This is a genomic window from Klebsiella sp. EMBS2024, from assembly GCF_036233805.1.
GTDB classification, from domain to species: domain Bacteria; phylum Pseudomonadota; class Gammaproteobacteria; order Enterobacterales; family Enterobacteriaceae; genus Klebsiella; species Klebsiella pneumoniae.
The window spans coordinates 4,082,901-4,106,025 of the sequence record NZ_JAZARW010000001.1 but is presented as its reverse complement, the minus strand read 5'-3'; the positions used below and the strand labels follow the sequence as shown (position 1 = coordinate 4,106,025).

Sequence of the window (23,125 nt, the reverse complement as noted above, 5' to 3'; positions counted from 1 at the left end):
ATTGCATATGAGGTTTCAGTTCATGCCCTGCGGCGCTGGGTGTCTGCGAAGCGGGTTTATCATTAACGAATAGTCTTAGTAGTACCGAAAAAATGGCAGAGAAACGCAATATCTTTCTGGTTGGGCCTATGGGTGCCGGCAAAAGCACTATTGGGCGCCAGTTAGCCCAACAGCTCAACATGGAATTTTACGATTCTGATCAAGAGATTGAGAAACGCACTGGCGCTGATGTGGGCTGGGTCTTCGATGTTGAAGGCGAAGAAGGCTTCCGTGACCGTGAAGAGAAAATTATCAATGAGTTGACGGAAAAACAGGGGATTGTGCTGGCGACTGGCGGCGGCTCTGTAAAATCCCGTGAAACGCGTAACCGTCTCTCCGCCCGCGGCGTGGTGGTCTACCTGGAAACTACGATCGAGAAGCAGTTGGCCCGTACGCAGCGCGATAAAAAGCGTCCTTTGCTACAAGTCGATGCGCCGCCTCGTGAAGTGCTGGAAGCGCTGGCTGACGAGCGTAACCCGCTGTATGAAGAGATCGCCGATGTGACTATCCGCACAGACGATCAGAGTGCGAAAGTCGTCGCGAACCAGATTATTCATATGCTGGAAAGCAACTGATTCTGGCTTAATAAAAGTGCGTCAGAGTAATAGTCATTGAGGTGGATGTCGCGTTATGGAGAGGCTTACTGTTACCCTCGGGGAACGTAGTTACCCGATTACCATCGCGGCTGGTTTGTTTAACGATCCAGCTTCCTTCCTGCCACTCAAGTCGGGCGACCAGGCTATGCTGGTCACCAACGAAACGCTGGCGCCGCTTTATCTGGATACCGTCCGCTCTGCGCTGGAGCAGTCAGGGGTCAACGTTGACAGCGTCATTCTGCCAGACGGCGAGCAATACAAAAGCCTGGCGGTGATGGATACCGTGTTTACTGCGCTGTTGCAAAAACCACATGGCCGCGACACCACTCTGGTGGCGCTTGGCGGGGGGGTGATCGGTGATTTAACCGGTTTCGCCGCGGCAAGCTATCAGCGCGGCGTGCGTTTCATCCAGGTCCCTACCACCCTGTTGTCGCAGGTCGACTCGTCGGTCGGCGGCAAAACCGCAGTGAACCACCCTCTCGGCAAAAACATGATTGGCGCCTTCTGGCAGCCGGTTTCCGTGGTAGTTGATCTTAACTGTCTGAAAACTCTGCCGAAGCGCGAGCTCGCTTCCGGACTGGCTGAGGTCATCAAGTACGGGGTGATCCTGGATGGTGAATTCTTCAGCTGGCTGGAAAACAACATTGATGCGCTGCTGGCGCTGGACGATACCGCCATGGCGTACTGCATTCGCCGCTGCTGTGAACTGAAAGCGGAGGTTGTGGCAGCCGACGAGCGTGAAACCGGGTTACGTGCTTTACTCAATCTTGGACATACCTTCGGCCATGCTATCGAAGCGGAAATGGGCTACGGTAACTGGCTGCATGGCGAAGCGGTGGCGGCAGGTATGGTGATGGCGGCACGCACGTCCGAACGGCTGGGGCAGTTCCGCGCGCAGGATACTCAGCGCATTATCGATCTGCTCAAGCGTGCAGGCTTACCGGTACGCGGCCCGCAGGAAATGAGTGCGCAGGCGTATTTGCCCCATATGATGCGCGATAAAAAGGTACTGGCTGGCGAAATGCGGCTGGTGCTCCCGCTCGCAATAGGAAGCAGCGAGCTGCGCGGCGGAGTGCCGCACGATGTGGTTCTTGGCGCGATTGCTGATACTCAGCAGGCGCAACAATAAGAAGGTCTGGCCGCGTTCGCGCGGCGTTATCATTTCGGGTGATGTGCAATAATCGTGAGCATAAGCCTTTTAGTGGGGTGTTAAATGGATGATTTCAAACCAGAAGACGATATGAAAGCCGATCGCAACGATCGTCGTGCTGGTCGTTCCCGTCAGTCTTCCGAGCGTGATGCCGATCCGCAGATCAATTTTGACGATGTTGATCTTGATGCCGATGAAGGCCGTCCGACGCGCGCTGGTAAGGCCCGTCGCGAGCGTGAAGAGGAAGAGTTCGAAGAAGAACTGGATGCGCAAGACGAGGAGATGCTCGAAGAGCAGCCTGTAGAGCGTCGTCCGCGCAAGCGTAAAAAAGCGCCGGCCAAACCGGCCTCCCGCCAGTACATCATGATGGGTGTGGGGATTCTGGTGCTGCTGCTGTTGATCGTGGGTATCGGTTCCGCACTGAAATCGCCATCCTCTTCCAGCCAGCAGACCGCTTCCGGCGAGAAGAGCATTAATCTGTCTGACGACCAGTCCGCCAGCATGCCTGCTGCGGGCCAGGACCAGACTGCCGCCGCTAACAGCACCTCACAGCAGGACGTAACGGTACCGCCTATTGCCGCGAACCCGACGCAGGGCCAGGCAGCGGTTGCGCCGCAGGGCCAGCAGCGTATCGAAGTTCAGGGCGATCTGAACAATGCGTTGACCCAGCAGCAGGGCCAACTGGACGGCGCCGTGGCTAACTCGACGCTGCCGACTGAACCGGCTACCGTCGCGCCAATCCGGAATGGTGCCAATGGCACCGCGGCGCCGCGCCAGGCGACCGAGCGTCAGACAGCAGCGACCCCGCGTCCGGCTGAACGTAAGCATACCGTTATCGAAGCGAAGCCGCAGTCGAAGCCACAGGCCGTGGCGAAAACGCCGGTAGAATCGAAGCCGGTCCAGCCGAAGCATGTTGAAAGCACGGCGACCACCGCTCCGGCGAAAACGTCCGTCAGCGAAAGCAAACCGGTGGCCACCGCTCAGAGCAAACCGACCACGACGACCGCAGCGCCAGCGGCAACGGCAGCTGCGGCAGCGCCGGCAGCGAAGAGCGGGAAGACGGCAGGTGACGTCAGCTCAATGAAAACTGCGCCGTCGGGTCACTATACTTTGCAGCTCAGCAGCTCCTCTAACTACGACAACCTCAACAACTGGGCGAAGAAAGAGAAGCTGGATAAATATGTTGTCTATGAAACGTCGCGTAACGGCCAACCATGGTACGTGCTGGTGAGCGGTATCTATGCATCGAAAGATGAAGCGAAACGTGCTGTCACCTCGCTGCCGGCGGACGTGCAGGCGAAAAATCCATGGGCAAAACCGCTGCATCAGGTTCAGGCTGACCTGAAATAATGCCGTGGGGTAGTCTTAAGCGCAGGATGCTGTCGGAGCTTTCTCCACAGCCGGAGAACGTGTAATTAGTTAGGCAGCATGAAAAAGAATCGCGCTTTTCTGAAGTGGGCAGGGGGAAAGTTCCCCCTGCTTGACGATATTAAAAAGCATTTGCCGGAAGGCGAGTGCTTGATCGAGCCCTTTGTGGGCGCCGGGTCGGTATTTCTTAATACCGACTTTTCTCGTTATATCCTCGCGGATATCAACAGTGACTTAATCGGCCTGTACAACATCGTCAAACTGCGCACCGACGAATACGTCGCCGCCGCCCGTGAGATGTTTACCCCGGAAAATAACGTCGCTGAGCGCTACTACCTGTATCGTGATGAATTTAACCAAAGCCAGGATCCGCTGCGTCGCGCGGTGCTGTTCCTGTATTTGAACCGTCACGGCTACAACGGCCTGTGCCGCTACAATCTGCGCGGCGAGTTCAATGTGCCGTTTGGCCGTTATAAAAAGCCCTATTTCCCCGAAGCTGAGCTCTATCATTTCGCCGAGAAGGCGCAAAACGCCGAGTTTTACTGCGAATCTTACGAAGAGTGCATGCAACGTGCGGATAGCCGCACAGTGGTGTATTGCGATCCGCCCTATGCGCCGCTAACGGCGACGGCGAACTTTACCGCCTACCACACCAACAGTTTCAACCTGGAACAACAGGTACTGCTGGCGCAAAAGGCGGAATCGCTGATGAAAAAGCGCATCCCGGTGCTGATTTCCAACCACCGCACGCCGCTGACGCAGGAATGGTATAAAAACGCGGCAGAAACGCATATTGTGAAGGTGCGGCGCAGCATCAGCAGCAACGGTGGTACGCGTAAAAAGGTGGACGAGCTATTAGCGCTCTACCGTCCGCCTAAGACCAAATAAATTTCAAGGAGATGCGGATGAAGCAGTATTTGATTGCCCCTTCGATTCTGTCGGCTGATTTTGCCCGTCTGGGTGAGGATACCGCGAAGGCGCTGGCGGCGGGTGCGGATGTCGTGCACTTCGACGTTATGGACAACCACTACGTGCCAAACCTGACGATTGGCCCGATGGTGCTGAAGTCACTGCGTAATTACGGTATTACCGCGCCAATCGACGTTCACCTGATGGTGAAGCCGGTCGACCGCATCATTCCTGATTTTGCCGAAGCCGGCGCCAGCATTATCACCTTCCATCCGGAAGCCTCCGAACACGTCGATCGCAGCCTGCAGCTTATCAAAGAGCACGGCTGTAAAGCGGGCCTGGTGTTTAACCCGGCGACGCCGCTGAGCTACCTCGATTACGTGATGGATAAGCTGGACGTGATCCTGCTGATGTCGGTTAACCCGGGCTTTGGCGGCCAGTCCTTTATTCCCCAGACGCTGGATAAACTGCGTGAAGTGCGCCAGCGCATCGATGCGTCCGGCTACGACATCCGCCTCGAAGTGGATGGCGGCGTGAAAGCCAGCAATATCGGCGAAATCGCCGCGGCGGGTGCGGATATGTTTGTTGCCGGTTCGGCGATCTTCGGTCAGCCGGACTACAAGCAAGTCATTGATCAAATGCGTAGTGAATTAGCGAAGGTGAGTCATGGATAAATTACAGGCGATCCGCGGCATCGCATTTGATCTCGACGGCACGCTGGTGGACAGCGCGCCGGGTCTAACCTCGGCGGTTGATAACGCCCTTTACGCCCTGGAGCTGCCGGTGGCGGGAGAAGAACGCGTTATCACCTGGATCGGAAACGGCGCCGATGTCCTGATGGAGCGGGCGCTGACCTGGGCTCGTCAGGAGCGAGCAACGTTACGTGCGGCGATGGGCAAGCCTTCCGTCGACGATCATGATATTCCGCAAGACGAGCAGCTACGCATTTTGCGTAAACTGTTTGACCGCTATTACGCCGAAGCGGCGGAAGAGGGCAGTTTCCTGTTCCCGGCGGTGGCCGATACGCTCGGCGCGCTGCATGCCAAAGGCCTGCCGCTGGCGCTGGTTACCAATAAGCCGACGCCGTTTGTCGCCCCGCTGTTGGACGCGCTCGATATTGCGAAATATTTTACCGTGGTGATTGGCGGCGATGACGTGCAGAATAAAAAGCCGCATCCGGAACCGCTGCTGCTGGTGGCGGAAAAGCTCTCTCTGGCTCCAGCCGAGCTGCTGTTTGTCGGCGATTCGCGCAATGATATTCAGGCGGCCAAAGCGGCAGGCTGCTGCTCTGTTGGTCTGACCTACGGTTATAACTATGGTGAACCGCTTGCGCTGAGCGAGCCGGACTATCTCTTCGACCAGTTTAACGAACTCTTACCCGCTCTCGGGTTACCGCACAGTGAAACTCAGGAATTGAAACATGACTAAGCCCATCGTTTTTAGTGGCGCACAGCCCTCAGGTGAACTGACCATTGGCAACTATATGGGTGCGCTGCGTCAGTGGGTAAACATGCAGGACGATTACCACTGCATCTATTGCATCGTGGACCAGCACGCCATCACCGTGCGCCAGGATCCGCAGCAGCTGCGCAAGGCGACGCTGGACACCCTGGCGCTGTATCTGGCCTGCGGCATCGACCCGCAGAAAAGCACTATCTTCGTGCAGTCGCACGTGCCGGAACATGCCCAGCTAGGCTGGGCGCTGAACTGCTACACCTATTTCGGCGAACTGAGCCGCATGACTCAGTTTAAAGACAAGTCAGCGCGCTACGCGGAGAACATCAACGCCGGTCTGTTTGATTATCCGGTACTGATGGCCGCTGACATTCTGCTGTACCAGACCAACCTGGTTCCGGTGGGCGAAGATCAGAAACAGCACCTTGAGCTAAGCCGCGATATCGCCCAGCGTTTTAACGCCATCTACGGCGATATTTTTAAAGTGCCTGAGCCGTTTATCCCTAAATCCGGCGCGCGCGTGATGTCGCTGCTGGAGCCGACGAAAAAGATGTCCAAGTCCGACGACAACCGCAACAACGTCATCGGCCTGCTGGAAGATCCGAAATCGGTGGTCAAGAAGATTAAACGTGCGGTCACCGACTCCGACGAGCCGCCGGTAGTGCGTTACGATCTGAAAGAGAAAGCGGGCGTCTCCAACCTGCTGGATATCCTCTCCGCGGTTACCGGGAAAACTATTCCTGAGCTGGAACAGCATTTTGAAGGCAAAATGTATGGCCACCTGAAAGGCGAAGTCGCCGAAGCGGTATCGGGCATGCTGATTGACCTGCAGGAGCGCTATCACCGTTTCCGTAACGACGAAGCGTTTCTCAATCAGGTGATGAAAGACGGTGCGGAAAAGGCCAGCGCGCGGGCTTCTCAAACCCTGAAAGCGGTATACGAAGCGATTGGCTTTGTCGCCAAGCCGTAAGCGACGCAACAGCTAAAAGGGCGGGATGCTATCCCGCCCTTTTTTATGCCTGTCACTTTATGGGAGGCAAGGTTAATGGTTCGAAAACCAGTTCAGTTTATCCCGCAGACCGACCACGCGGCCGACGATGATCAGCGCCGGGCTGGCCATCTGCTGCGCCAGAATATCCAGTTGTCCTAAGGTGCCGCTGACCACTTTTTGCGTCACAGCGGTGCCGTTCTCGACGATGGCGGCGGGCATATCTTCAGCCATGCCGTGAGCGATAAGCTTCTCGCGGATCGCCGGCGCCTGGTTCAGACCCATGTAGAACACCAGGGTTTGCTTCTCCACCGCCAGGTTCGCCCAGTCCAGCTCGCCGCCGGTTTTCAGGTGGCCAGTGACCAGGCGGACGCCCTGCGCGAAATCGCGGTGGGTCAGGGGGATCCCCGAATAAGCGGAGCAGCCGGAGGCGGCGGTAATGCCAGGCACAACGGAGAAGGGGATGCCCGCCTCGCAAAGCGTCTCCAGCTCTTCCCCTCCGCGGCCAAAGATAAAGGGATCGCCGCCTTTCAGCCGGACCACGCGTCTTCCTTTTTGCGCTTCGCGCAGCAGGATCTGGTTGATCTCCTCCTGCGGGACGCAGTGGTAGCCTGAGCGCTTGCCGACGAACACCCGATCGGCATCGCGGCGCACCAGATTCATGATGTCATCGGAGACCAGCCGATCATAGACCACCACGTCAGCCTGCTGGATCTGCTGCAGGCCTTTGAGCGTGAGCAGCCCGGCGTCACCGGGGCCGGCGCCAACCAGCACCACCTCGCCGCGATGCTCCAACGGCTCCGTCAGCAACTGCTCAGTGGTATCCGCGACTGCCTGCCGATCGTCATTAGCCAGCGACTGCGCCAGACGGTCGTTAACAAACAGCTTCTCCCAGAAGCGGCGACGCTCGCCTACGGTGGCAAACTGCTGCTTAACCCGCGCGCGCAGATGGCCGGCATAGCGGGCCAGCTGGCCGAGATGCAGGGGCAGAATTGACTCCAGTTTCTCGCGCAGCAGGCGCGCCAGAACCGGTGATGTCCCGCCCGAGGAGACGGCGACCATCAGCGGCGAGCGATCGATGATCGACGGCATGATAAAGCTGGCCTGGCGCGGGGCATCCACCACGTTACAGAAGATACGCCGCGCTTCGGCCGCCTCGCTAACCTGCTGGTTGACCGTCTCATCATCAGTAGCGGCGATGGCCAGCCAGCAGTTATCCAGCAGCGAGGGGATAAACTCCCCCTGCACCAGAGTTAGCATCTGTGAATCAGCCCACACCTGAAACTGGGGCGTGAAGTCGAGCGCATTGACCGTGACGTTAGCGCCAGCATCCAGCAGCAGACGGGCTTTGCGTTCGGCGACATCCCCGCCGCCAACCAGTAAACAATCGCGCTGGCGCAACTGGCAGAATATGGGTAAGTGATCCACAGAATAACCTCATAAAAATAAGGGGTAGAAAACGAGTGGTCGTAGAATAGCAGCAAAGGTAATACAAAACATGCGACATATCCCGCACTCATGCGCTGTCGGTCAGAACTGTTACTTATATCTCCCCCCGTGGCCGGGGGGAGGGAGAAGGACTTACGCTTTAAGCTGAACGTGTCCGTCTTTCACGCGAGCGTCGAAGCGGGCGATAGAGTGGCTGGCATCTTCCATGCACAGGCCGTCGCTTAGACGGAAGCGCTGTTTTTTCAGCGGGCTGGCGACCCATAGCGCGCCGTCATGCTCGGCGATAATCCCGCGAGACAGTACGCTGGCGTTGAAGAACGGATCAATGTTGCTGATGGCGAATACTCTGTCGTCATGGTAGGGACGGAAGATCGCCACCTGCTGCTGACCGAGCAGGGCGCAGACGCCGGTGGCCGGCAGGATGTCGTCGATGCTGCAGATATTTACCCACTGGCTCATGCTTTTTCCTCCACCAGAGTAACCGGGATACGCTCATACGGCGTGGCCGGGCGGTGCTGGTCACGTTCCGGCACCACCTGAACGTTCGGGTCGCGCTGGTCGCTGTTGATAAAGTGTTTGAAGCGGGTCTGCGCCGCCGGGTTGTTGACGGTCTCGGTCCACTCGCAGGCGAAGGCGGCGCGCAGGCGAGCCAGTTCTTCTTCCAGATGGTCGTTCAGACCGAGCTTGTCATCGATGATGACGCTGCGCAGATAGTCGATACCGCCTTCCATATTGTCCAGCCACGGGGCAGTGCGGGTCAGCTTATCGGCGGTGCGGATGTAGAACATCATAAAGCGGTCGAGATATTTGATGAGCGTATCGCGATCGAGGTCCGCGGCCAGTAGATCGGCGTGACGCGGTTTCATCCCGCCGTTACCGCACACGTACAGGTTCCAGCCTTTCTCGGTGGCGATGATCCCGACGTCTTTGCCCTGAGCCTCGGCACATTCGCGGGTGCAGCCGGAGACGCCGAACTTCATTTTGTGCGGGGTGCGGATGCCTTTGTAGCGGTTTTCCAGTTCCACGCCGAAGCCGACGCTGTCGCCAACGCCGTAGCGGCACCAGGTGCTGCCGACGCAGGTTTTCGCCATTCGCAGCGCTTTGGCGTAGGCGTGGCCGGTTTCGAATCCCGCTTCAATCAGCTGCCGCCAGATCTCCGGCAGGTCGTCTTTCTGCGCGCCAAACAGGCCGATGCGCTGAGAGCCGGTGATTTTGGTGTACAGATTGAATTCACGCGCGATACGGCCCACGGCGACCAGCCCTTCCGGCGTGATTTCGCCGCCAGCTGAGCGCGGGATCACCGAATAGGTACCATCTTTCTGAATGTTGGCGAGGAAATTGTCGTTGCTGTCCTGCAGCGGCGTGTGCTGCGGCTTGAGGATGTACTCATTCCAGCAGGAGGCCAGCAGGGAACCGACGGTCGGCTTACAGACTTCACAGCCGTAGCCCTGACCGTGTTTTTCCAGCAGTTCGTCGAAGGTTTTAATGCCTTCCACGCGGATCAGGTGGAACAGCTCCTGACGGGAGTAAGCGAAGTGTTCGCACAGATTGTTGTTGACCTCAATGCCCTGTTTCGCCAGCTCGGCGTTGAGCACCTGAGTGACCAGCGGAATACAGCCCCCGCAGCCGGTCCCGGCTTTGGTTTCCGCTTTCAGCGCCGCCACGGTGTGGCAGCCTTTGTTGATAGCGGCGATCAGGTCGCCTTTGCTGACGTCGAAGCAGGAACAGATCTGCGCGCTGTCCGGCAGTTTATCCACGCCGATGGACGGCTTGCCGCTGCCGGCGTGGGCCGGGAGGATCAGCGAATCCGGGTTTTCCGGCAGCTCGATGGCGTTGAGCACCAGCTGCAGCAGATTGCCGTAGTCGCTGGTATCGCCGACCAGCACCGCGCCGAGCAGCGTTTTGTTGTCGGCGCTGACGATCAGGCGCTTATAAACTTCTTTGCTTTCGTCGAGATAGACGTAGCTACGGGCGCCCGGCGTGCGGCCGTGGGCATCGCCGATCCCGCCCACGTCCACACCCAACAGCTTCAGCTTGGCGCTGAGGTCGGCGCCGGTGAAGCTATTTTCACTGCCGAGGAGATGGTCGACGGCCACCTGGGCCATTTTATAGCCGGGGGCGACCAGACCGTAGACACGGTTGTTCCAGCTGGCGCATTCCCCGATGGCATAGATATCCGGATCGGAGGTCTGGCAGCTATCGTTGACCATGATGCCGCCGCGCTGGGCGACCGCCAGCCCGCACTGGGTGGCCAGCTTATCGCGCGGGCGGATCCCGGTTGAGAAGACGATGAAATCGACCTGCAGCTCGCTACCGTCGGCGAAGTGCATGGTTTTGCGCGCCTCGGTGCCCTGCTGAACAATCTCTTTGGTGTTTTTGCTGGTGTGAACTTTCACGCCCATGCTTTCGATTTTGCGCCGCAACTGCTCGCCGCCCATCTGGTCGAGCTGTTCGGCCATCAGCATCGGCGCGAATTCGATAACATGGGTTTCCACGCCGAGGTTTTTCAACGCGCCGGCCGCTTCCAGGCCGAGCAGGCCGCCGCCGACTACCGCGCCGCGTTTGCTGCGGCGGGCGCAGGATTCGATGGCGTTAAGATCTTCAATAGTGCGATAGACGAAGCAATCCTGGGTTTCCGCGCCTTTAATCGGCGGGATCCACGGGTATGAGCCGGTCGCCATAATCAGCTTGTCGTAGAACACGGTACGCCCGGCGCTGGAGTGGATCACTTTCTCCTGGCGGTTGATGGTGATCGCCCGTTCGCCGACCAGCACCTTGACGCCGTGTTTCTCATAGAAACCTTCGCGTACCAGCGACAGTTCTTCCGCAGTGTGATGGGAGAAATAAGACGACAGGTGGACGCGGTCGTAGGCGATACGCGGTTCTTCACAGAACACGGTAATGTCGAACTGTCCGGCAGGCGCCTTATCGAGAAGCTCTTCGATAAAGCGATGGCCAACCATGCCGTTACCGATAATAGCGATTCTGACTTTGCTCATTTTTGCCTCGATTTCTTTTCTATTACCGCCTACCTTAACGATTCAGCCATCAGGCTTATTGATGCAAATCAATGACAACCTCACCTACCACTTAATGGGTATGCGTTTGATTTGTCAGTATTTTTATAAGTCATGGAAAATGCTGACTTTTCCTTTTTGCTGATTTTGTGTACAAGAATTGGGTAAGCCGCGATTGGGGTTAGACAGAAAACAAGCCGTATTGAATAGAGAGGGTGATATGACAGCAGCGCCGCTTTGGTTGATTCAGAACGTACGCCTGGCAGACCGCGACGGCCTGTGGCAAATAGCCATTGATAAGGGCCGCTTTGGCGCGATCACGCCGATGGGGGAGGCACACGATGAAAGCTACGAGGTATTGAACGCTCGCGGCGGGCTAGCGATCCCGCCTTTTATCGAGCCGCATATCCATCTGGATACCACCCAGACGGCCGGCGAGCCGAACTGGAATCAGTCCGGTACTTTGTTCGAGGGGATTGAGCGCTGGGCGGAGCGGAAAGCGCTGCTCAGCCATGAGGACGTCAAAGCCCGGGCGTGGAAAACCCTGAAGTGGCAGATCGCCAATGGCGTGCAGTTTGTCCGCACTCATGTCGATGTTTCCGATCCCACGTTAACGGCGCTGAAGGCGATGCTGGAGGTCAAACAGGAGGTGGCGCCATGGGTCGAGTTACAGATTGTCGCTTTCCCACAGGAGGGGATCCTCTCTTACCCCAACGGCGAGGCGCTGCTGGAGGAGGCCCTCAAGCTGGGGGCGGACGTCGTCGGGGCGATCCCGCATTTTGAGTTCACCCGTGAATATGGTGTGGAATCGCTGCATATTGCCTTCCGTCTGGCGCAGCAATATGACCGCCCACTGGATATTCACTGCGATGAAATTGACGATGAGCAGTCGCGCTTTGTTGAAACCGTTGCCGCGCTGGCGCTGAAAGCGGGGATAGGGCCGCGGGTAACGGCCAGCCATACCACCGCTATGCACTCCTATAATGGCGCTTATACCTCGCGTCTGTTCCGCTTGCTTAAGCTCTCCGGCATCAACTTTGTCGCCAATCCGCTGGTGAATATTCATCTGCAGGGCCGGTTTGACGACTACCCGAAGCGACGGGGCATTACCCGGGTGAAGGAGCTGTTGGCGGCGGGGATCAACGTTTGCTTTGGTCATGATGACGTCTTTGACCCGTGGTACCCGCTGGGGACCGGCAATATGCTGCAGGTCCTGCATATGGGGCTCCATGTTTGCCAGCTGATGGGCTACCAGCAGATCAACGACGGCCTGCAGCTTATCACCGACAACAGCGCCCGCACGTTTGGCCTCGAGGATTACGGCATTGTCAGCGGCAACCCGGCTAACCTGATCATTCTCCCGGCGGAGAATGGCTTTGAGGCCGTCCGCTGCCAGGTGCCGGTGCGCTGGTCAATTCGCCAGGGAAGGGTGATCGCGACCACCCAGCCGGCGCAAAGCTGGATCCAAACTGACCGCGGTGGCGAGGAGCTTTCTTTTATGAGGAACAGCCCCCTTGCGGATGCAAAGGGGCCGAAGGCTTAGTGAGACGCCGCCTGAGCGTTGTTCTGGCGATGACGGGAGACGAAGCCGAGGATAAAGCACATTACGAATACCACGGCATAGAGGCCGTTAGCGGTGTGCAGCGCGGCCAGGGGACCGCTGGCCGCCACAATCGGGCCGGTGACCACGAAAGTGAGCATGGTGCCGATGGTGCCGCAGGTGAGGATAAAGTTCACCAGCTTCGGCGAAGCGACCCGCGTCTGCTGCGAACCGAGCGTAATGATCGAGGTGTAAATGGCGCTGGAGAAGAAGCCCAGGGTCAGAATAAACCACGGCATATGCTCCGGCGAACCATTGATAAACAGGTACATCAGCACCGTCGCGAGCCCGGCGAGGACGGTTAAGATACGCTGCAGGTCGAAGAAGCGCAGGATGAAGCTGAATGACCACATGCCGATCATGTAGGACATCCAGAAATCGCTCACCAGTTTACCGGCGTCGCCGAGGCTCATGCCCAGGCTCTTCGCATATTCCGGTACCCAGGAGATAAAGCCCAGCTGACCGAGGATGTAGCACAGCGCCGCAACGGAGAGGAACAGCACGCCGATGCCCCACTTCTCTTTCACCACCGGCTGGCTGTTTTCGCTCTGGGCTTTTTTGCCCAGCACCGGAAAATCACAGCCGAAAGTCAGGACGAAAATAGCGACATACACCAGACCAATACAGGCGTAGACCCAGTACCACTCGATGCTGCGCGCCAGCAGGACGGCGGCGACCATCGGGAAAATCATGCCCGCCATGCTAAAGAAGGAGTCGGTAAACAGCAGACGTGCCCCGCGCTGACGGCCTTCATACATATGGGTGATCAGGAAGGTCCCGATCGACATGGTGATCCCGCTCACCAGGCCAAGAACGAACATTGACGCGGAGAACAGCGCCAGGCTGTGGCTGAGCATCAGGCCGGTCACCGCCAGCACCATCAAAATAAAGCCAAAGCGCAGCTGAGTTTTCAGCGGCACGATTTCCATCAGCCAGGCATTGAGGAAGATGGAGATAAGAATACCGGCGTTCAGAAAGGTAAAGGTGTTGCTCATACTGGAAACGGGCAGATGGAAATAATCCGCAATGTTACCCATCACCATCCCGGTGACGATCACCAACGCGCCGGTCAGGGCGTAGGAGAAGAAGCTGATCCATGTGAGCTTAATACGGTTGCTGTTAGTCATGACTGGCCTGTGAATAGAAAGGTAAAGCGCGTTGACGCTGCGCCGGGCGGACAGATTTTATTCGTTCAGGTGATGTAATTAAATGTTTATTGTGAAATGGGTTATCTTTTGCATGTTTTAATGTGATCTGCATCACGCTTGTTCGCTGCAAAGGAGATCGTTTGCGCGGTTACAATTATTACAGCTAAGTAAAATTTGGTAAAAGGCTGGCCCAGGATGCAAAGGCTCTTTAGAATCAAGGCACTCGCTTTTATTCTGCTCCGTTAAGGAATTTCCATGCTCAAATCAACACTGGCGGCGATGGCTGCCGTTTTCGCTATTTCAGCGTTCTCCCCGGCCATGGCGGCAAAGGGCGATCCGCATGTGCTGCTGACCACTTCGGCAGGTAACATTGAGCTTGAGTTAAACAGCCAGAAAGCCCCGATTTCCGTGGATAACTTCCTGAAGTACGTCAACAGCGGCTTCTACAACAACACCACCTTTCACCGCGTGATCCCGGGATTCATGGTGCAGGGCGGCGGCTTTAACGAACAGATGCAGCAGAAGCAGCCTAACCCGCCGATCAAGAATGAAGCAGACAACGGCCTGCGCAACACCCGCGGCACCATCGCGATGGCGCGTACCGCCGATCAGGATAGCGCCACCAGTCAGTTCTTCATCAACGTGGCGGATAACGCCTTCCTCGACCATGGCCAGCGCGACTTTGGCTATGCGGTATTCGGCAAAGTGGTGAAGGGGATGGATGTTGCGGATAAGATCTCTCAGGTCCAGACCCATAACGTTGGTCCGTACCAGAATGTGCCGACCAAACCGGTCGTAATCCTCTCTGCGAAAGTGCTACCCTAATCCTCCCGCGGCGCGGTGGTCTATCGCCGCGCCCGGTCACCTCCCGGCATAACCTGAAATTGCTGCTTATACTTGTGGCACACAGGGGACGATATGGGGGGCGACGATGCGTCCACTCACCGATAAGCAAAAATCCCGACTCTGGGAACAGACACGCAATACCAATTTTCAGGCCAGCCGTCGCCTTGAAGGCGTGACGGTGCCGCTGGTTACGCTGACTGCCGAAGAGGCGCTGGCGCGTCTGGCGACGTTGCGGAGGGAGTATGAGCGATAAATTCGGCGATGAACGCGATCCTTATCTCTATCCGGCGCTGAACGTGCTGCGCAACCGTCTCGGCATCCGCCAGGCTAAAAATCTGCAGCAGGCCGCCTTTGAGATGACAGCGCTGCGGGCGGCCACTCTGCCGCTGGGCCCGCGGGTGCGCGGCTTACCCTATCTGTGCGCTATTCATCACCAGTTGTATCAGGATCTGTTTGACTGGGCGGGCCGCTTGCGTGAAGTGAACCTCTACCTGGGCGATACGCCGTTCTGCCACTTTGCCCGGATCGAGGAGGAGGGGAATGCCCTGATGCAGGCCCTTGAGCAGGAGGATTATCTCAATGGCCTGCCGCGCGATACCTTCATCGAACGCCTGAGCTGGTTCTATGGTGAAATTAATGTGCTGCACCCTTTTCGTCTTGGCAATGGCCTGACCCAGCGCATTTTCTTTGAACAGCTGGCGATACATGCCGGCTACCTTCTTAACTGGCGTGACGTTGACCCCGCCGGCTGGAGTGCGGCCTGCCAGCAGAGCGCGATGGGCGATCTGGCCCCGCTGGTGGCGATCTTTCGCAAAGTGGTAAGCGAAGCGCGGGAATCTGAGTAGAATAGCCCGGTTTTGATTGTTCCGGAGCCGCTATGATCCTGCTTATCGATAACTATGACTCTTTCACCTGGAATCTGTATCAGTACTTCTGCGAACTGGGGGCGGAAGTACTGGTCAGGCGCAACGATGCGTTGACGCTGGAGGAGATAGCGGCGCTGGCGCCGGAGAAAATCGTGATCTCGCCAGGCCCCTGTACGCCGGATGAGGCGGGGATTTCCCTCGCGGTTATCCGCCACTATGCCGGAAAAACGCCGCTGCTGGGCGTCTGTCTCGGGCATCAGGCGATCGCCCAGGCGTTTGGCGCGACTATCGTGCGGGCGGCCCAGGTCATGCATGGCAAAACCTCGCTTATCGAGCATAACGGCGAAGGGGTGTTTCAGGGGCTGAATAATCCCCTGACGGTGACCCGCTATCACTCGCTGGTGATTGACCCGCCGACGCTCCCGTCCGAGTTTAACGTCACTGCCCGCAGCGCCAGCGGTGAGATTATGGGGATCCGTCACCGCGAATGGGATCTCGAGGGCGTGCAGTTTCATCCGGAAAGCATCCTCAGCGAGCAGGGCCATCAATTGCTGGCCAACTTTTTGAAACGGTGATTTTCAGTTGCTATTGACTGATTTTTTATGCATATTTTGTGATTAGATTATCATAATCGCATCTGCGTAACGAAGAGGGATGGGCAAGACATGGCAACTGAACAACCGGCAATCACCCGCGCCACATTCGATGAAGTTATTTTGCCAATTTATGCACCGGCAGAATTCATCCCGGTGAAGGGGAAAGGCAGCCGCGTCTGGGATCAGCAGGGGAAAGAGTATATCGATTTCGCCGGCGGTATCGCGGTGACGGCGCTTGGCCATTGCCATCCGGCGCTGGTGGCGGCGCTGCATCAGCAGGGCGAAACGCTGTGGCACACCAGCAACGTCTTTACCAATGAGCCGGCGCTGCGTCTGGGACGTAAACTTGTCGAGGCTACCTTCGCCGAGCGCGTGGTGTTTATGAACTCCGGCACCGAAGCCAATGAAACGGCCTTTAAGCTGGCGCGTCACTATGCGGTGACCCGCCATAGCCCGTATAAAACCAAAATCATCGCCTTCCATAATGCCTTTCATGGCCGCTCCCTGTTTACCGTTTCCGTCGGCGGTCAGCCGAAGTATTCCGATGGTTTCGGCCCAAAACCGGCGGATATTGTCCATGTTCCCTTCAACGATCTGCAGGCGGTAAAAGCGGTGATGGATGACCACACCTGCGCGGTGGTGGTGGAGCCGATTCAGGGCGAAGGCGGCGTGACGGCGGCCACGCCGGCTTTCCTGCAGGGACTGCGCGAGCTGTGCGATCAGCACCAGGCGCTGCTCGTCTTTGATGAAGTACAGTGTGGTATGGGGCGTACCGGATCGCTGTTCGCCTATATGCACTACGGCGTGACCCCGGATATTCTGACCAGCGCCAAAGCGCTGGGCGGCGGCTTCCCGGTCAGCGCCATGCTGACCACCCACGAGATCGCCAGCGCCTTCCATGCGGGCTCCCATGGCTCAACCTACGGCGGCAACCCGCTGGCCTGCGCGGTCGCCAACGCCGCCTTCGATCTGATCAATACCCCGGCGGTGCTGGATGGCGTGAGCGCGAAGCGCGAACTGTTCGTCAAACACCTGCAGCGGCTGGATGCCGAGTTTGATCTGTTCAGTGATATACGCGGGATGGGCCTGCTGATCGGCGCGGAACTCAAGCCGCAGCACAAAGGCCGCGCGCGTGATTTCCTCTATGCCGCGGCCGACGCCGGCGTCATGGTGCTCAACGCCGGGCCGGACGTGATGCGTTTTGTTCCCTCGCTGATCATCGACGAGCAGGATATTACTGAAGGGATGGCGCGCTTTGCCCAGGCGGTGGCAAAGGTGATTAACGGCTGATCTTCCGCAGCCAGATGCCATGGTGCGGCCGCTGACGCCATGCCACTGATGAAATGGTGTGCATGGTGTTCAGATGGCCCAGAATGCGTTGCAGATGCTGCTCCAGGGTGCTTAACGGACCGATCGGCGCCTCGCTTTCCGGCGACTCCATAATATTGGCATCCCCTGCGCTGCCGGGACCATCGCTGTCCAGCCGCTGCTGGCAGCGCTGCAGCGCAATCTCACAGGATTCGAGATAGCGCTGGGCAAGATCCGGGGTCAGCATCGTATGCTCCCGGGCCAGGGTGGTCATAGCGTTGATGTGTTCGACGATAAACTGGCTGTGCGTCACCCACAGCTTCATATCTTCCAGATAGTGGGTATTAAACCCGGGTTCCTGCATCGCCTGATTCAGGGAGTTGTAGAGCGCGTTGTGCGCCTGGTTGACGCGCATGCGTTGATAGGCCAGCGCGGGGGCTTTTGGATCGGCGCTGAGGATCAGGCGAATTGCCTGCTGGTCGGCCTCCAGCGCATCGTGGGCGTTTTTTTTCAGCAGGCCGCTTTGCCACTGCGGCCACAGCCAGACCATCCCGCTGAAGGCAATCAGGCAGCCGATAAGGGTGTCGATCAGCCGGGCGATAATAAACTGTTCGCCGTTAAGCGTCAGCAGCTGCAGGGTATATACCGCCGTCACCGTAAACCCAACCATCGCCCAGCCATAGTGTTTGCGAATGATCAGATAGCTGAGCAGGGTAATCAGCAGCATCCCGCTCAGGGTGTAGCTCTCCGGAACGTGAAAATGCAAGGTCAGCCCGGCGATCGTCAGGCCGGCGAGCGTCCCCGCCGCCCGGTGAACAATACGCACCCGGGTGGCGCCATAGCCGTTCTGGGTGACGAAAAGCACCGTCATCAGGATCCAGTAGGGCTTAGGCAAGTGCAGGGCGTTGCCCATCAGGCTGGCGACGCTCAGCATCACGCTGATGCGGGCGGCATTGCGCAGCGCGGGCGATTTTAGCGACAGGTAGTTCTTTAGCGCAGGCAATAGCGGTAAACGACGCTCTTTGTCGGCCATCAGGTCCCGGGCATACAGCGGGCGCTGGGTATGCAGCACCCGGGCGATGCGGCTGAAGTGCCAGGCGCAGAAGTGGCCGACCGGGTTATCCGGATGTTGTCTGGCGATCTTTTCCAGAGCCTCGATCTGTTTATCCATCTGAAAGCGCTTTGGAAAGCGATGATAGAGCATGTCATCCGCCAGCACGCGCAGGCGGGCGGCGACGGTCTGCGCGTTCCAGCGGATCACCGCTTCGGCATGGCTGCGTTCCACCAGCTTTTGCACCTCTTCCGGCTGATGCAGGCTGACCGAAATATGCTCCTGTAGATCCAGCCCCATCTGAAACGCCCGCAGCAGGCGCTTATGATCGTTGCGTTGGTTAGCGGCCAGCATATGCATCTGCTGATAGCACTGGGTAATCAGATCGACCACTTTCTGCTGGCGGGTGAGCAGCGGCGGCAGGGCGGTCGAGGGATCGGTATGCTGGGTCAGCAGGCTGTATTTGGCTTCACAGTAGTCCGCCAGCTCCCGGTAAAGCAGGCTAAGCGACTCCCGTAGCGGCTGTTCGCGCCACAGCCAGAACCAGAACCAGTTAAACACGCCGTACCACAGCGTGCCGAAGGCGTAGATCAGCAGCGGCTCCCAGATGGGCATATTGCCCGCCAGGCTCAGGGTAAAGATGGCGGCGATCAGCGACGCGGGCAGCAGCCGCGCGTGCAGCGAACTGATCTCCGCGGTAACGCCGAGCAAGAGCGCCAGGCCGCTGAGAATAAACGGCAGGGGTATCGCCTGGGCAAGCAGCAACTGCACCACCAGACTGCATCCGGCAAACAGGCAGCCGCCGATAATCAGGCGTTTGAAAAAGCGCTTATGCGGGGTATCAAGACCGGCAATGTTGCAGCAGGCGGGGACTAAGGAAAATAACAGCCCCTGCTGGAGATGGCCGAGCAGAAGACCGATGGCCACGGGCAGACACAGCACCAGCGTTTGCCGCAGTGCATAGTTGACTTCCGGGTGGTAAATCAGCCTGCGCCACATGAGGGAAAAACAAAAACGGCGTACTGCGGGAGCAATACACCGCTTAGCAACTTAACGGGTGCCGTAGACGACGATGGTTTTACCGTGCGCGGAAATCAGGTTCTGATCTTCCAGCATTTTCAAAATACGACCAACGGTTTCACGAGAGCAGCCGACGATCTGACCAATTTCCTGGCGGGTAATTTTAATTTGCATACCGTCCGGGTGGGTCATGGCATCCGGTTGCTTCGCCAGGTTCAGCAGCGTCTGGGCGATACGGCCCGTCACGTCGAGGAAGGCCAGGTTGCCCACTTTCTCAGACGTGACCTGCAGACGGCGAGCCATTTGCGAAGAGAGACGCATCAGAATGTCCGGGTTCACCTGGATCAGCTGACGGAATTTCTTATAAGAGATTTCGGCCACTTCACATGCGGTTTTCGCCCGTACCCAGGCGCTACGCTCCTGACCCTCTTCAAACAGGCCTAATTCACCGATGAAATCGCCCTGGTTGAGGTAGGAGAGGATCATCTCTTTACCTTCTTCATCCTTGATGAGTACAGCCACGGAGCCTTTAACGATGTAGTACAGCGTTTCTGCTTTTTCACCCTGGTGGATCAGCGTGCTCTTTGATGGGTACTTATGAATGTGGCAATGAGACAAGAACCATTCAAGGGTAGGGTCTGTTTGCGGTTTGCCAAGCACCATGCGCGGTTATCCTCTGTTATAAGCTATCTCCGGGCGCCGACACTACACGGCGTCCGGGCATGCAATCGTATTGTTTCCCTATACCTGGGAAGCTGGCTGATGATTTTTCGACAGCCCGTAATGTGAACTCCTCTGCATACATGCAGTACATCAATGTATTACTGTAGCATCCAGACTGTTTTAGCATAGCTTTCGCCGCATGTCTCCTGGTGTCTCGCTTCAGCATGACGCAGGTCGCCTTCCGTTGCGAGAATTGTTATGTGCGCGTAATCTGACAGGAATATTGCGATACTGGAGTTAAATTTTATGCAAGCGCGTGTGAAATGGGTAGAAGGGTTAACCTTTATCGGGGAGTCCGCATCGGGACACCAGATTCTGATGGATGGCAACTCCGGGGATAAGGCTCCCAGCCCGATGGAGATGGTGCTGATGGCGGCGGGCGGTTGCAGTGCGATCGATGTGGTCTCCATTCTGCAAAAAGGTCGTCACGACGTGACCAATTGCGAAGTGAAGCTGACCTCCGAGCGTCGCGAAGAGGCTCCGCGTCTGTTCACGCATATTAATCTGCATTTTATCGTCACCGGCAAGGCGCTGAAAGATGCCGCGGTCTCCCGGGCGGTGGACCTGTCGGCAGAGAAATACTGCTCGGTGGCGCTGATGCTGGAAAAAGCGGTGAACATCACTCACTCCTATGAAGTGATCGAGGCGTAGTCTTCGCCTGCCGTTGTATCGAATCTCAACCCCGGCCAGGCCGGGGTTTTTTGGTTAGCCTATCTTACGGCCTTCCATCAGGCGCTCGACCAGCGGCGTCATGATAAGTTCCATCGCCAGCCCCATTTTACCGCCCGGCACCACCAGGGTGTTCATGTGCGAGATAAACGAGCCCTGCAGCATCGCCAACAGCCAGGGGAAATCGATATTCTGCAGATTGCGGAAATGGATCACCACAAAGCTCTCGTCCAGCGAGGGGATCGCTTTGGCGGCAAACGGGTTGGAGGTGTCCACCGTCGGCACGCGCTGAAAGTTGATATGGGTGCGGGAAAATTGCGGCGTAATGAAGTTGATGTAATCTTCCATCGAGCGGACGACCGAGTCCATCACCGCCTCCCGGGAGTGGCCGCGTTCGCTGGTGTCGCGAATAAGCTTTTGGATCCACTCGAGGTTAACGATAGGCACCACCCCGACCAGCAGGTCGACATGGCTGGCGACATCATGCTGCGGCGTGACAACCCCGCCGTGCAGCCCCTCATAGAACAGCACGTCTGTCGGCTCCGGCAGCGGCTGCCAGGGGGTAAAGGTCCCCGGCACCTGATTCCACGGCACGGCTTCGTCATAGGTGTGGAGGTATTTCCGCGACTGACCTTTGCCGTGGCGACCATAGTCGACAAAGGTCTGCTCCAGCAGGCCGAAGTCGTTCGCCTCCGGGCCAAAGTAGCTGATATGTTTGCCCTGATCCCGCGCCTTACGGATCGCCATGTCCATTTCCGGGCGGGTGTAGCGATGAAAGCTATCGCCTTCCACCTCCGCGGCGTGCAGGTTTAGCTGCGCGAAGATTTTGCGAAAGGCAAGGCTGGTGGTGGTAGTGCCCGCGCCGCTGGAGCCCGTGACGGCGATCACCGGATGTTTGGCAGACATAACAACTCCCTGGTTAAACGATGTAGTGGCGTCGCCTTAGCCGTTAAACAGCGCGCGCGGCATAATATTGACTGTCTCATGCAGTTCCGACCACACAAGGACCGCCTCTCCGCGTTTCAGCTGCTGTTTTACATCGGCGACTTTATCGGCAAGTGAACGTTCATGTTCACCATAATCGGTGCCTTCACGTAACACAAAGCTTTCAATCAGGTTATCCAGCGTTTCGGGATCCAGATCCTGCCAGGGAATAATCATACGGGAACCTCCAGCCAGCGGTTTAACCAGTCGGGAATGCGTCTTTCCAGCCACATCTCCGGTTTACGCAGAGTGCCGCTAACAAAACCAACGTGGCCGCCTTGCTCGGTCAATTGATACTCTACGTTCGCGGGCAGTTGCTCCTGCGGCGGAATAGAGTGGTGATCCATAAACGGATCGTCTTTCGCGTGAATGATGAGCGTCGGCTTAGTGATATCGCTGAGCCGCGGCATGGCGCTGCATTGCCGGTAATAATCCAGCGCATCGGCAAAGCCATGGATTTTGGCGGTGATCATATCGTCAAATTCCCGGATGCGGCGCATCCCTTTGAGCTGGCGTAAATCGACGGGCAGCGAGCCCGGGTACGCTTTCAGCTTGCGTGAAGCGTTGGCTTTTAACAGATTGAGCAGATAGCGCTGATAAACCCGCGAGAAGCCCTTATCCATATGATAGCTGCAGGCTTCGAGCATGAAAGGCGCGGAGACGATCACCGCCGCATCCAGCGGGCAGCGGTCGCCTTCTTCTGCCAGCAGGCAGCCCAGCATATTGCCGCCCAGCGAATAGCCGACGGCCGCGGTCGGCGCGGGACCAAACTCGCGCTTCAGCCAGTGCAAAAACCAGGTGCCATCTTCCGTTTCGCCGGAGTGATAGATGCGGTGATTGCGGTTAGGTTCGCCGCTGCAGCCGCGGAAATGCATCACCACGCCCAGCCAGCCGCGCTGCATCGCCGCGTGGATCAGACCATGGGCGTACGGGCTGTGCAGACTGCCTTCCAGGCCGTGAAAAACGACGAGGCGCGGCTTATGGCGCGCCTGGTGCGGGTCTTCGCTCCAGGCCAGATCGACAAAATCGCCGTCCGGCAGCTCAAGGCGCTGCCAGTGCGGGGTAAAGCGCAATTTACGGCGAATCAGCCGCGGCAGCATGGTTTGCAGATGACGATTGCCCACGCCGCGCATCGGATGGAACTCACGCGAATCGTTTTCGGGGGGCGTCATGTCTGTGGGGATGATTTCAACCATAGCACCAGAACAATTAATAAACGTGATGATGACTATACCGCGCAGGGCATGCAGGGGGTTAGCCAATATGTGGTCTTGCGGCCAGTGACGCCAGCTTACAGCAAAAACAAATCATTGATGTCGCTGATGGCCAGGCCATGAAGAGGG

General features: G+C 57.6%; 23 protein-coding genes. 14 read left to right on the top strand and 9 right to left on the bottom strand.

Going from position 1 to position 23,125, the window contains the following annotated elements; genetic code table 11:
* The first annotated feature begins 92 nt into the window (after positions 1–92).
* From aroK to trpS, 7 genes are all read left to right on the top strand, one after another.
* Positions 93–614, top strand: coding sequence for a shikimate kinase AroK (gene aroK / locus VZP09_RS18835; RefSeq protein ID WP_002920267.1), 522 nt, complete (start codon positions 93–95; stop codon positions 612–614).
* Positions 615–669: 55 nt separating this feature from the next.
* On the top strand, positions 670–1,764 hold the full coding sequence (gene aroB, locus VZP09_RS18830; protein ID WP_002920264.1) for a 3-dehydroquinate synthase: 1,095 nt from the start codon (positions 670–672) through the stop codon (positions 1,762–1,764).
* Between the two features lie 84 nt (positions 1,765–1,848).
* On the top strand, positions 1,849–3,135 hold the full coding sequence (gene damX / locus VZP09_RS18825; RefSeq protein WP_015959089.1) for a cell division protein DamX: 1,287 nt from the start codon (positions 1,849–1,851) through the stop codon (positions 3,133–3,135).
* Between the two features lie 78 nt (positions 3,136–3,213).
* Complete coding sequence (dam, locus tag VZP09_RS18820) at positions 3,214–4,041, top strand: adenine-specific DNA-methyltransferase (protein WP_002920260.1); 828 nt, start codon at positions 3,214–3,216, stop codon at positions 4,039–4,041.
* Between the two features lie 17 nt (positions 4,042–4,058).
* The gene (gene rpe / locus VZP09_RS18815; protein ID WP_002920259.1) at positions 4,059–4,736 is read left to right on the top strand and encodes a ribulose-phosphate 3-epimerase; all 678 of its coding nucleotides are present in this window, start codon (positions 4,059–4,061) and stop codon (positions 4,734–4,736) included.
* On the top strand, positions 4,729–5,490 hold the full coding sequence (gph, locus tag VZP09_RS18810) for a phosphoglycolate phosphatase (RefSeq protein WP_004188345.1): 762 nt from the start codon (positions 4,729–4,731) through the stop codon (positions 5,488–5,490). Before rpe ends, gph begins: the two co-directional genes overlap by 8 nt.
* Complete coding sequence (gene trpS / locus VZP09_RS18805) at positions 5,483–6,487, top strand: tryptophan--tRNA ligase (RefSeq protein WP_102004893.1); 1,005 nt, start codon at positions 5,483–5,485, stop codon at positions 6,485–6,487. Before gph ends, trpS begins: the two co-directional genes overlap by 8 nt.
* 72 nt (positions 6,488–6,559) lie before the next feature.
* On the opposite strand, the gene cysG is transcribed toward trpS, so the two are convergent.
* From cysG to nirB, 3 genes are all read right to left on the bottom strand, one after another.
* Complete coding sequence (gene cysG / locus VZP09_RS18800; RefSeq protein ID WP_002920252.1) at positions 6,560–7,933, bottom strand: siroheme synthase CysG; 1,374 nt, start codon at positions 7,931–7,933, stop codon at positions 6,560–6,562.
* A 153-nt stretch (positions 7,934–8,086) separates the two neighbouring features.
* Positions 8,087–8,413 carry a nitrite reductase small subunit NirD gene (gene nirD / locus VZP09_RS18795; RefSeq protein ID WP_002920249.1) on the bottom strand — a complete coding sequence of 109 codons (327 nt, stop codon included), beginning with the start codon at positions 8,411–8,413 and terminating at the stop codon, positions 8,087–8,089.
* Positions 8,410–10,953, bottom strand: a complete 2,544-nt coding sequence (gene nirB, locus VZP09_RS18790) for a nitrite reductase large subunit NirB (RefSeq protein ID WP_002920243.1) — start codon at positions 10,951–10,953, stop codon at positions 8,410–8,412. Before nirB ends, nirD begins: the two co-directional genes overlap by 4 nt.
* Before the next feature lie 238 nt (positions 10,954–11,191).
* On the opposite strand from nirB, the gene VZP09_RS18785 reads away from it, so the two are divergent.
* Positions 11,192–12,514: a cytosine deaminase gene (locus tag VZP09_RS18785; protein ID WP_004174045.1), complete on the top strand. Its 1,323-nt coding sequence runs from the start codon at positions 11,192–11,194 to the stop codon at positions 12,512–12,514.
* On the opposite strand, the gene tsgA is transcribed toward VZP09_RS18785, so the two are convergent.
* The gene (tsgA, locus tag VZP09_RS18780) at positions 12,511–13,698 is read right to left on the bottom strand and encodes an MFS transporter TsgA (RefSeq protein WP_032415757.1); all 1,188 of its coding nucleotides are present in this window, start codon (positions 13,696–13,698) and stop codon (positions 12,511–12,513) included. The genes VZP09_RS18785 and tsgA overlap by 4 nt on opposite strands.
* 276 nt (positions 13,699–13,974) lie before the next feature.
* Between tsgA and ppiA the strand changes: the two genes are divergently transcribed.
* The 5 genes from ppiA (at position 13,975) to argD (ending at position 17,317) form a co-directional block, all read left to right on the top strand.
* On the top strand, positions 13,975–14,544 hold the full coding sequence (ppiA, locus tag VZP09_RS18775) for a peptidylprolyl isomerase A (RefSeq protein WP_002920238.1): 570 nt from the start codon (positions 13,975–13,977) through the stop codon (positions 14,542–14,544).
* A gap of 106 nt (positions 14,545–14,650) precedes the next feature.
* The gene (locus VZP09_RS18770) at positions 14,651–14,818 is read left to right on the top strand and encodes a YhfG family protein (RefSeq protein ID WP_002920231.1); all 168 of its coding nucleotides are present in this window, start codon (positions 14,651–14,653) and stop codon (positions 14,816–14,818) included.
* The gene (locus VZP09_RS18765; RefSeq protein WP_004181446.1) at positions 14,808–15,410 is read left to right on the top strand and encodes a putative adenosine monophosphate-protein transferase Fic; all 603 of its coding nucleotides are present in this window, start codon (positions 14,808–14,810) and stop codon (positions 15,408–15,410) included. Before VZP09_RS18770 ends, VZP09_RS18765 begins: the two co-directional genes overlap by 11 nt.
* 32 nt (positions 15,411–15,442) lie before the next feature.
* Positions 15,443–16,006, top strand: a complete 564-nt coding sequence (gene pabA / locus VZP09_RS18760) for an aminodeoxychorismate synthase component 2 (protein ID WP_002920229.1) — start codon at positions 15,443–15,445, stop codon at positions 16,004–16,006.
* 90 nt (positions 16,007–16,096) lie between these two features.
* On the top strand, positions 16,097–17,317 hold the full coding sequence (argD, locus tag VZP09_RS18755) for a bifunctional acetylornithine/succinyldiaminopimelate transaminase (protein WP_004174049.1): 1,221 nt from the start codon (positions 16,097–16,099) through the stop codon (positions 17,315–17,317).
* Here argD and VZP09_RS18750 read toward each other — a convergent pair.
* Entirely contained in the window at positions 17,307–19,385 is a 2,079-nt protein-coding gene (locus tag VZP09_RS18750; protein ID WP_328795334.1) for a YccS/YhfK family putative transporter, read from the bottom strand. The two genes, argD and VZP09_RS18750, sit on opposite strands and share 11 nt — an antisense overlap.
* Before the next feature lie 51 nt (positions 19,386–19,436).
* The gene (gene crp, locus VZP09_RS18745; RefSeq protein ID WP_000242758.1) at positions 19,437–20,069 is read right to left on the bottom strand and encodes a cAMP-activated global transcriptional regulator CRP; all 633 of its coding nucleotides are present in this window, start codon (positions 20,067–20,069) and stop codon (positions 19,437–19,439) included.
* 306 nt (positions 20,070–20,375) lie between these two features.
* Here crp and VZP09_RS18740 point away from each other — a divergent pair, with 306 nt between their 5' ends.
* Positions 20,376–20,780: an OsmC family protein gene (locus tag VZP09_RS18740; RefSeq protein WP_002920158.1), complete on the top strand. Its 405-nt coding sequence runs from the start codon at positions 20,376–20,378 to the stop codon at positions 20,778–20,780.
* 54 nt (positions 20,781–20,834) lie between these two features.
* Here VZP09_RS18740 and VZP09_RS18735 read toward each other — a convergent pair whose 3' ends face one another.
* From VZP09_RS18735 to VZP09_RS18725, 3 genes are read right to left on the bottom strand one after another with little or no spacing between them, the layout of a single operon-like run.
* Entirely contained in the window at positions 20,835–21,704 is an 870-nt protein-coding gene (locus tag VZP09_RS18735; RefSeq protein WP_002920153.1) for a phosphoribulokinase, read from the bottom strand.
* Between the two features lie 36 nt (positions 21,705–21,740).
* Complete coding sequence (locus VZP09_RS18730; RefSeq protein ID WP_002920151.1) at positions 21,741–21,959, bottom strand: YheU family protein; 219 nt, start codon at positions 21,957–21,959, stop codon at positions 21,741–21,743.
* Positions 21,956–22,954 (bottom strand): hydrolase, encoded by a 999-nt coding sequence (locus tag VZP09_RS18725; RefSeq protein WP_024264627.1) that lies wholly within the window; start codon positions 22,952–22,954, stop codon positions 21,956–21,958. Before VZP09_RS18725 ends, VZP09_RS18730 begins: the two co-directional genes overlap by 4 nt.
* Positions 22,955–23,125: the final 171 nt, after the last annotated feature.

Excerpts from the sequence above, each read along its gene's own strand:
- trpS (WP_102004893.1), top strand. The coding sequence starts at position 5,483 with ATGACTAAGCCCATCGTTTTTAGTGGCGCACAGCCCTCAGGTGAACTG.
- dam (WP_002920260.1), top strand. The coding sequence starts at position 3,214 with ATGAAAAAGAATCGCGCTTTTCTGAAGTGGGCAGGGGGAAAGTTCCCC.
- ppiA (WP_002920238.1), top strand. The coding sequence starts at position 13,975 with ATGCTCAAATCAACACTGGCGGCGATGGCTGCCGTTTTCGCTATTTCA.
- nirD (WP_002920249.1), bottom strand. The coding sequence starts at position 8,413 with ATGAGCCAGTGGGTAAATATCTGCAGCATCGACGACATCCTGCCGGCC.
- VZP09_RS18765 (WP_004181446.1), top strand. The coding sequence starts at position 14,808 with ATGAGCGATAAATTCGGCGATGAACGCGATCCTTATCTCTATCCGGCG.
- rpe (WP_002920259.1), top strand. The coding sequence starts at position 4,059 with ATGAAGCAGTATTTGATTGCCCCTTCGATTCTGTCGGCTGATTTTGCC.
- aroK (WP_002920267.1), top strand. The coding sequence starts at position 93 with ATGGCAGAGAAACGCAATATCTTTCTGGTTGGGCCTATGGGTGCCGGC.
- VZP09_RS18785 (WP_004174045.1), top strand. The coding sequence starts at position 11,192 with ATGACAGCAGCGCCGCTTTGGTTGATTCAGAACGTACGCCTGGCAGAC.
- crp (WP_000242758.1), bottom strand. The coding sequence starts at position 20,069 with ATGGTGCTTGGCAAACCGCAAACAGACCCTACCCTTGAATGGTTCTTG.
- VZP09_RS18735 (WP_002920153.1), bottom strand. The coding sequence starts at position 21,704 with ATGTCTGCCAAACATCCGGTGATCGCCGTCACGGGCTCCAGCGGCGCG.
- VZP09_RS18770 (WP_002920231.1), top strand. The coding sequence starts at position 14,651 with ATGCGTCCACTCACCGATAAGCAAAAATCCCGACTCTGGGAACAGACA.
- VZP09_RS18750 (WP_328795334.1), bottom strand. The coding sequence starts at position 19,385 with ATGTGGCGCAGGCTGATTTACCACCCGGAAGTCAACTATGCACTGCGG.
- nirB (WP_002920243.1), bottom strand. The coding sequence starts at position 10,953 with ATGAGCAAAGTCAGAATCGCTATTATCGGTAACGGCATGGTTGGCCAT.
- argD (WP_004174049.1), top strand. The coding sequence starts at position 16,097 with ATGGCAACTGAACAACCGGCAATCACCCGCGCCACATTCGATGAAGTT.
- damX (WP_015959089.1), top strand. The coding sequence starts at position 1,849 with ATGGATGATTTCAAACCAGAAGACGATATGAAAGCCGATCGCAACGAT.
- VZP09_RS18730 (WP_002920151.1), bottom strand. The coding sequence starts at position 21,959 with ATGATTATTCCCTGGCAGGATCTGGATCCCGAAACGCTGGATAACCTG.
- pabA (WP_002920229.1), top strand. The coding sequence starts at position 15,443 with ATGATCCTGCTTATCGATAACTATGACTCTTTCACCTGGAATCTGTAT.
- VZP09_RS18740 (WP_002920158.1), top strand. The coding sequence starts at position 20,376 with ATGCAAGCGCGTGTGAAATGGGTAGAAGGGTTAACCTTTATCGGGGAG.
- gph (WP_004188345.1), top strand. The coding sequence starts at position 4,729 with ATGGATAAATTACAGGCGATCCGCGGCATCGCATTTGATCTCGACGGC.
- VZP09_RS18725 (WP_024264627.1), bottom strand. The coding sequence starts at position 22,954 with ATGACGCCCCCCGAAAACGATTCGCGTGAGTTCCATCCGATGCGCGGC.
- aroB (WP_002920264.1), top strand. The coding sequence starts at position 670 with ATGGAGAGGCTTACTGTTACCCTCGGGGAACGTAGTTACCCGATTACC.
- tsgA (WP_032415757.1), bottom strand. The coding sequence starts at position 13,698 with ATGACTAACAGCAACCGTATTAAGCTCACATGGATCAGCTTCTTCTCC.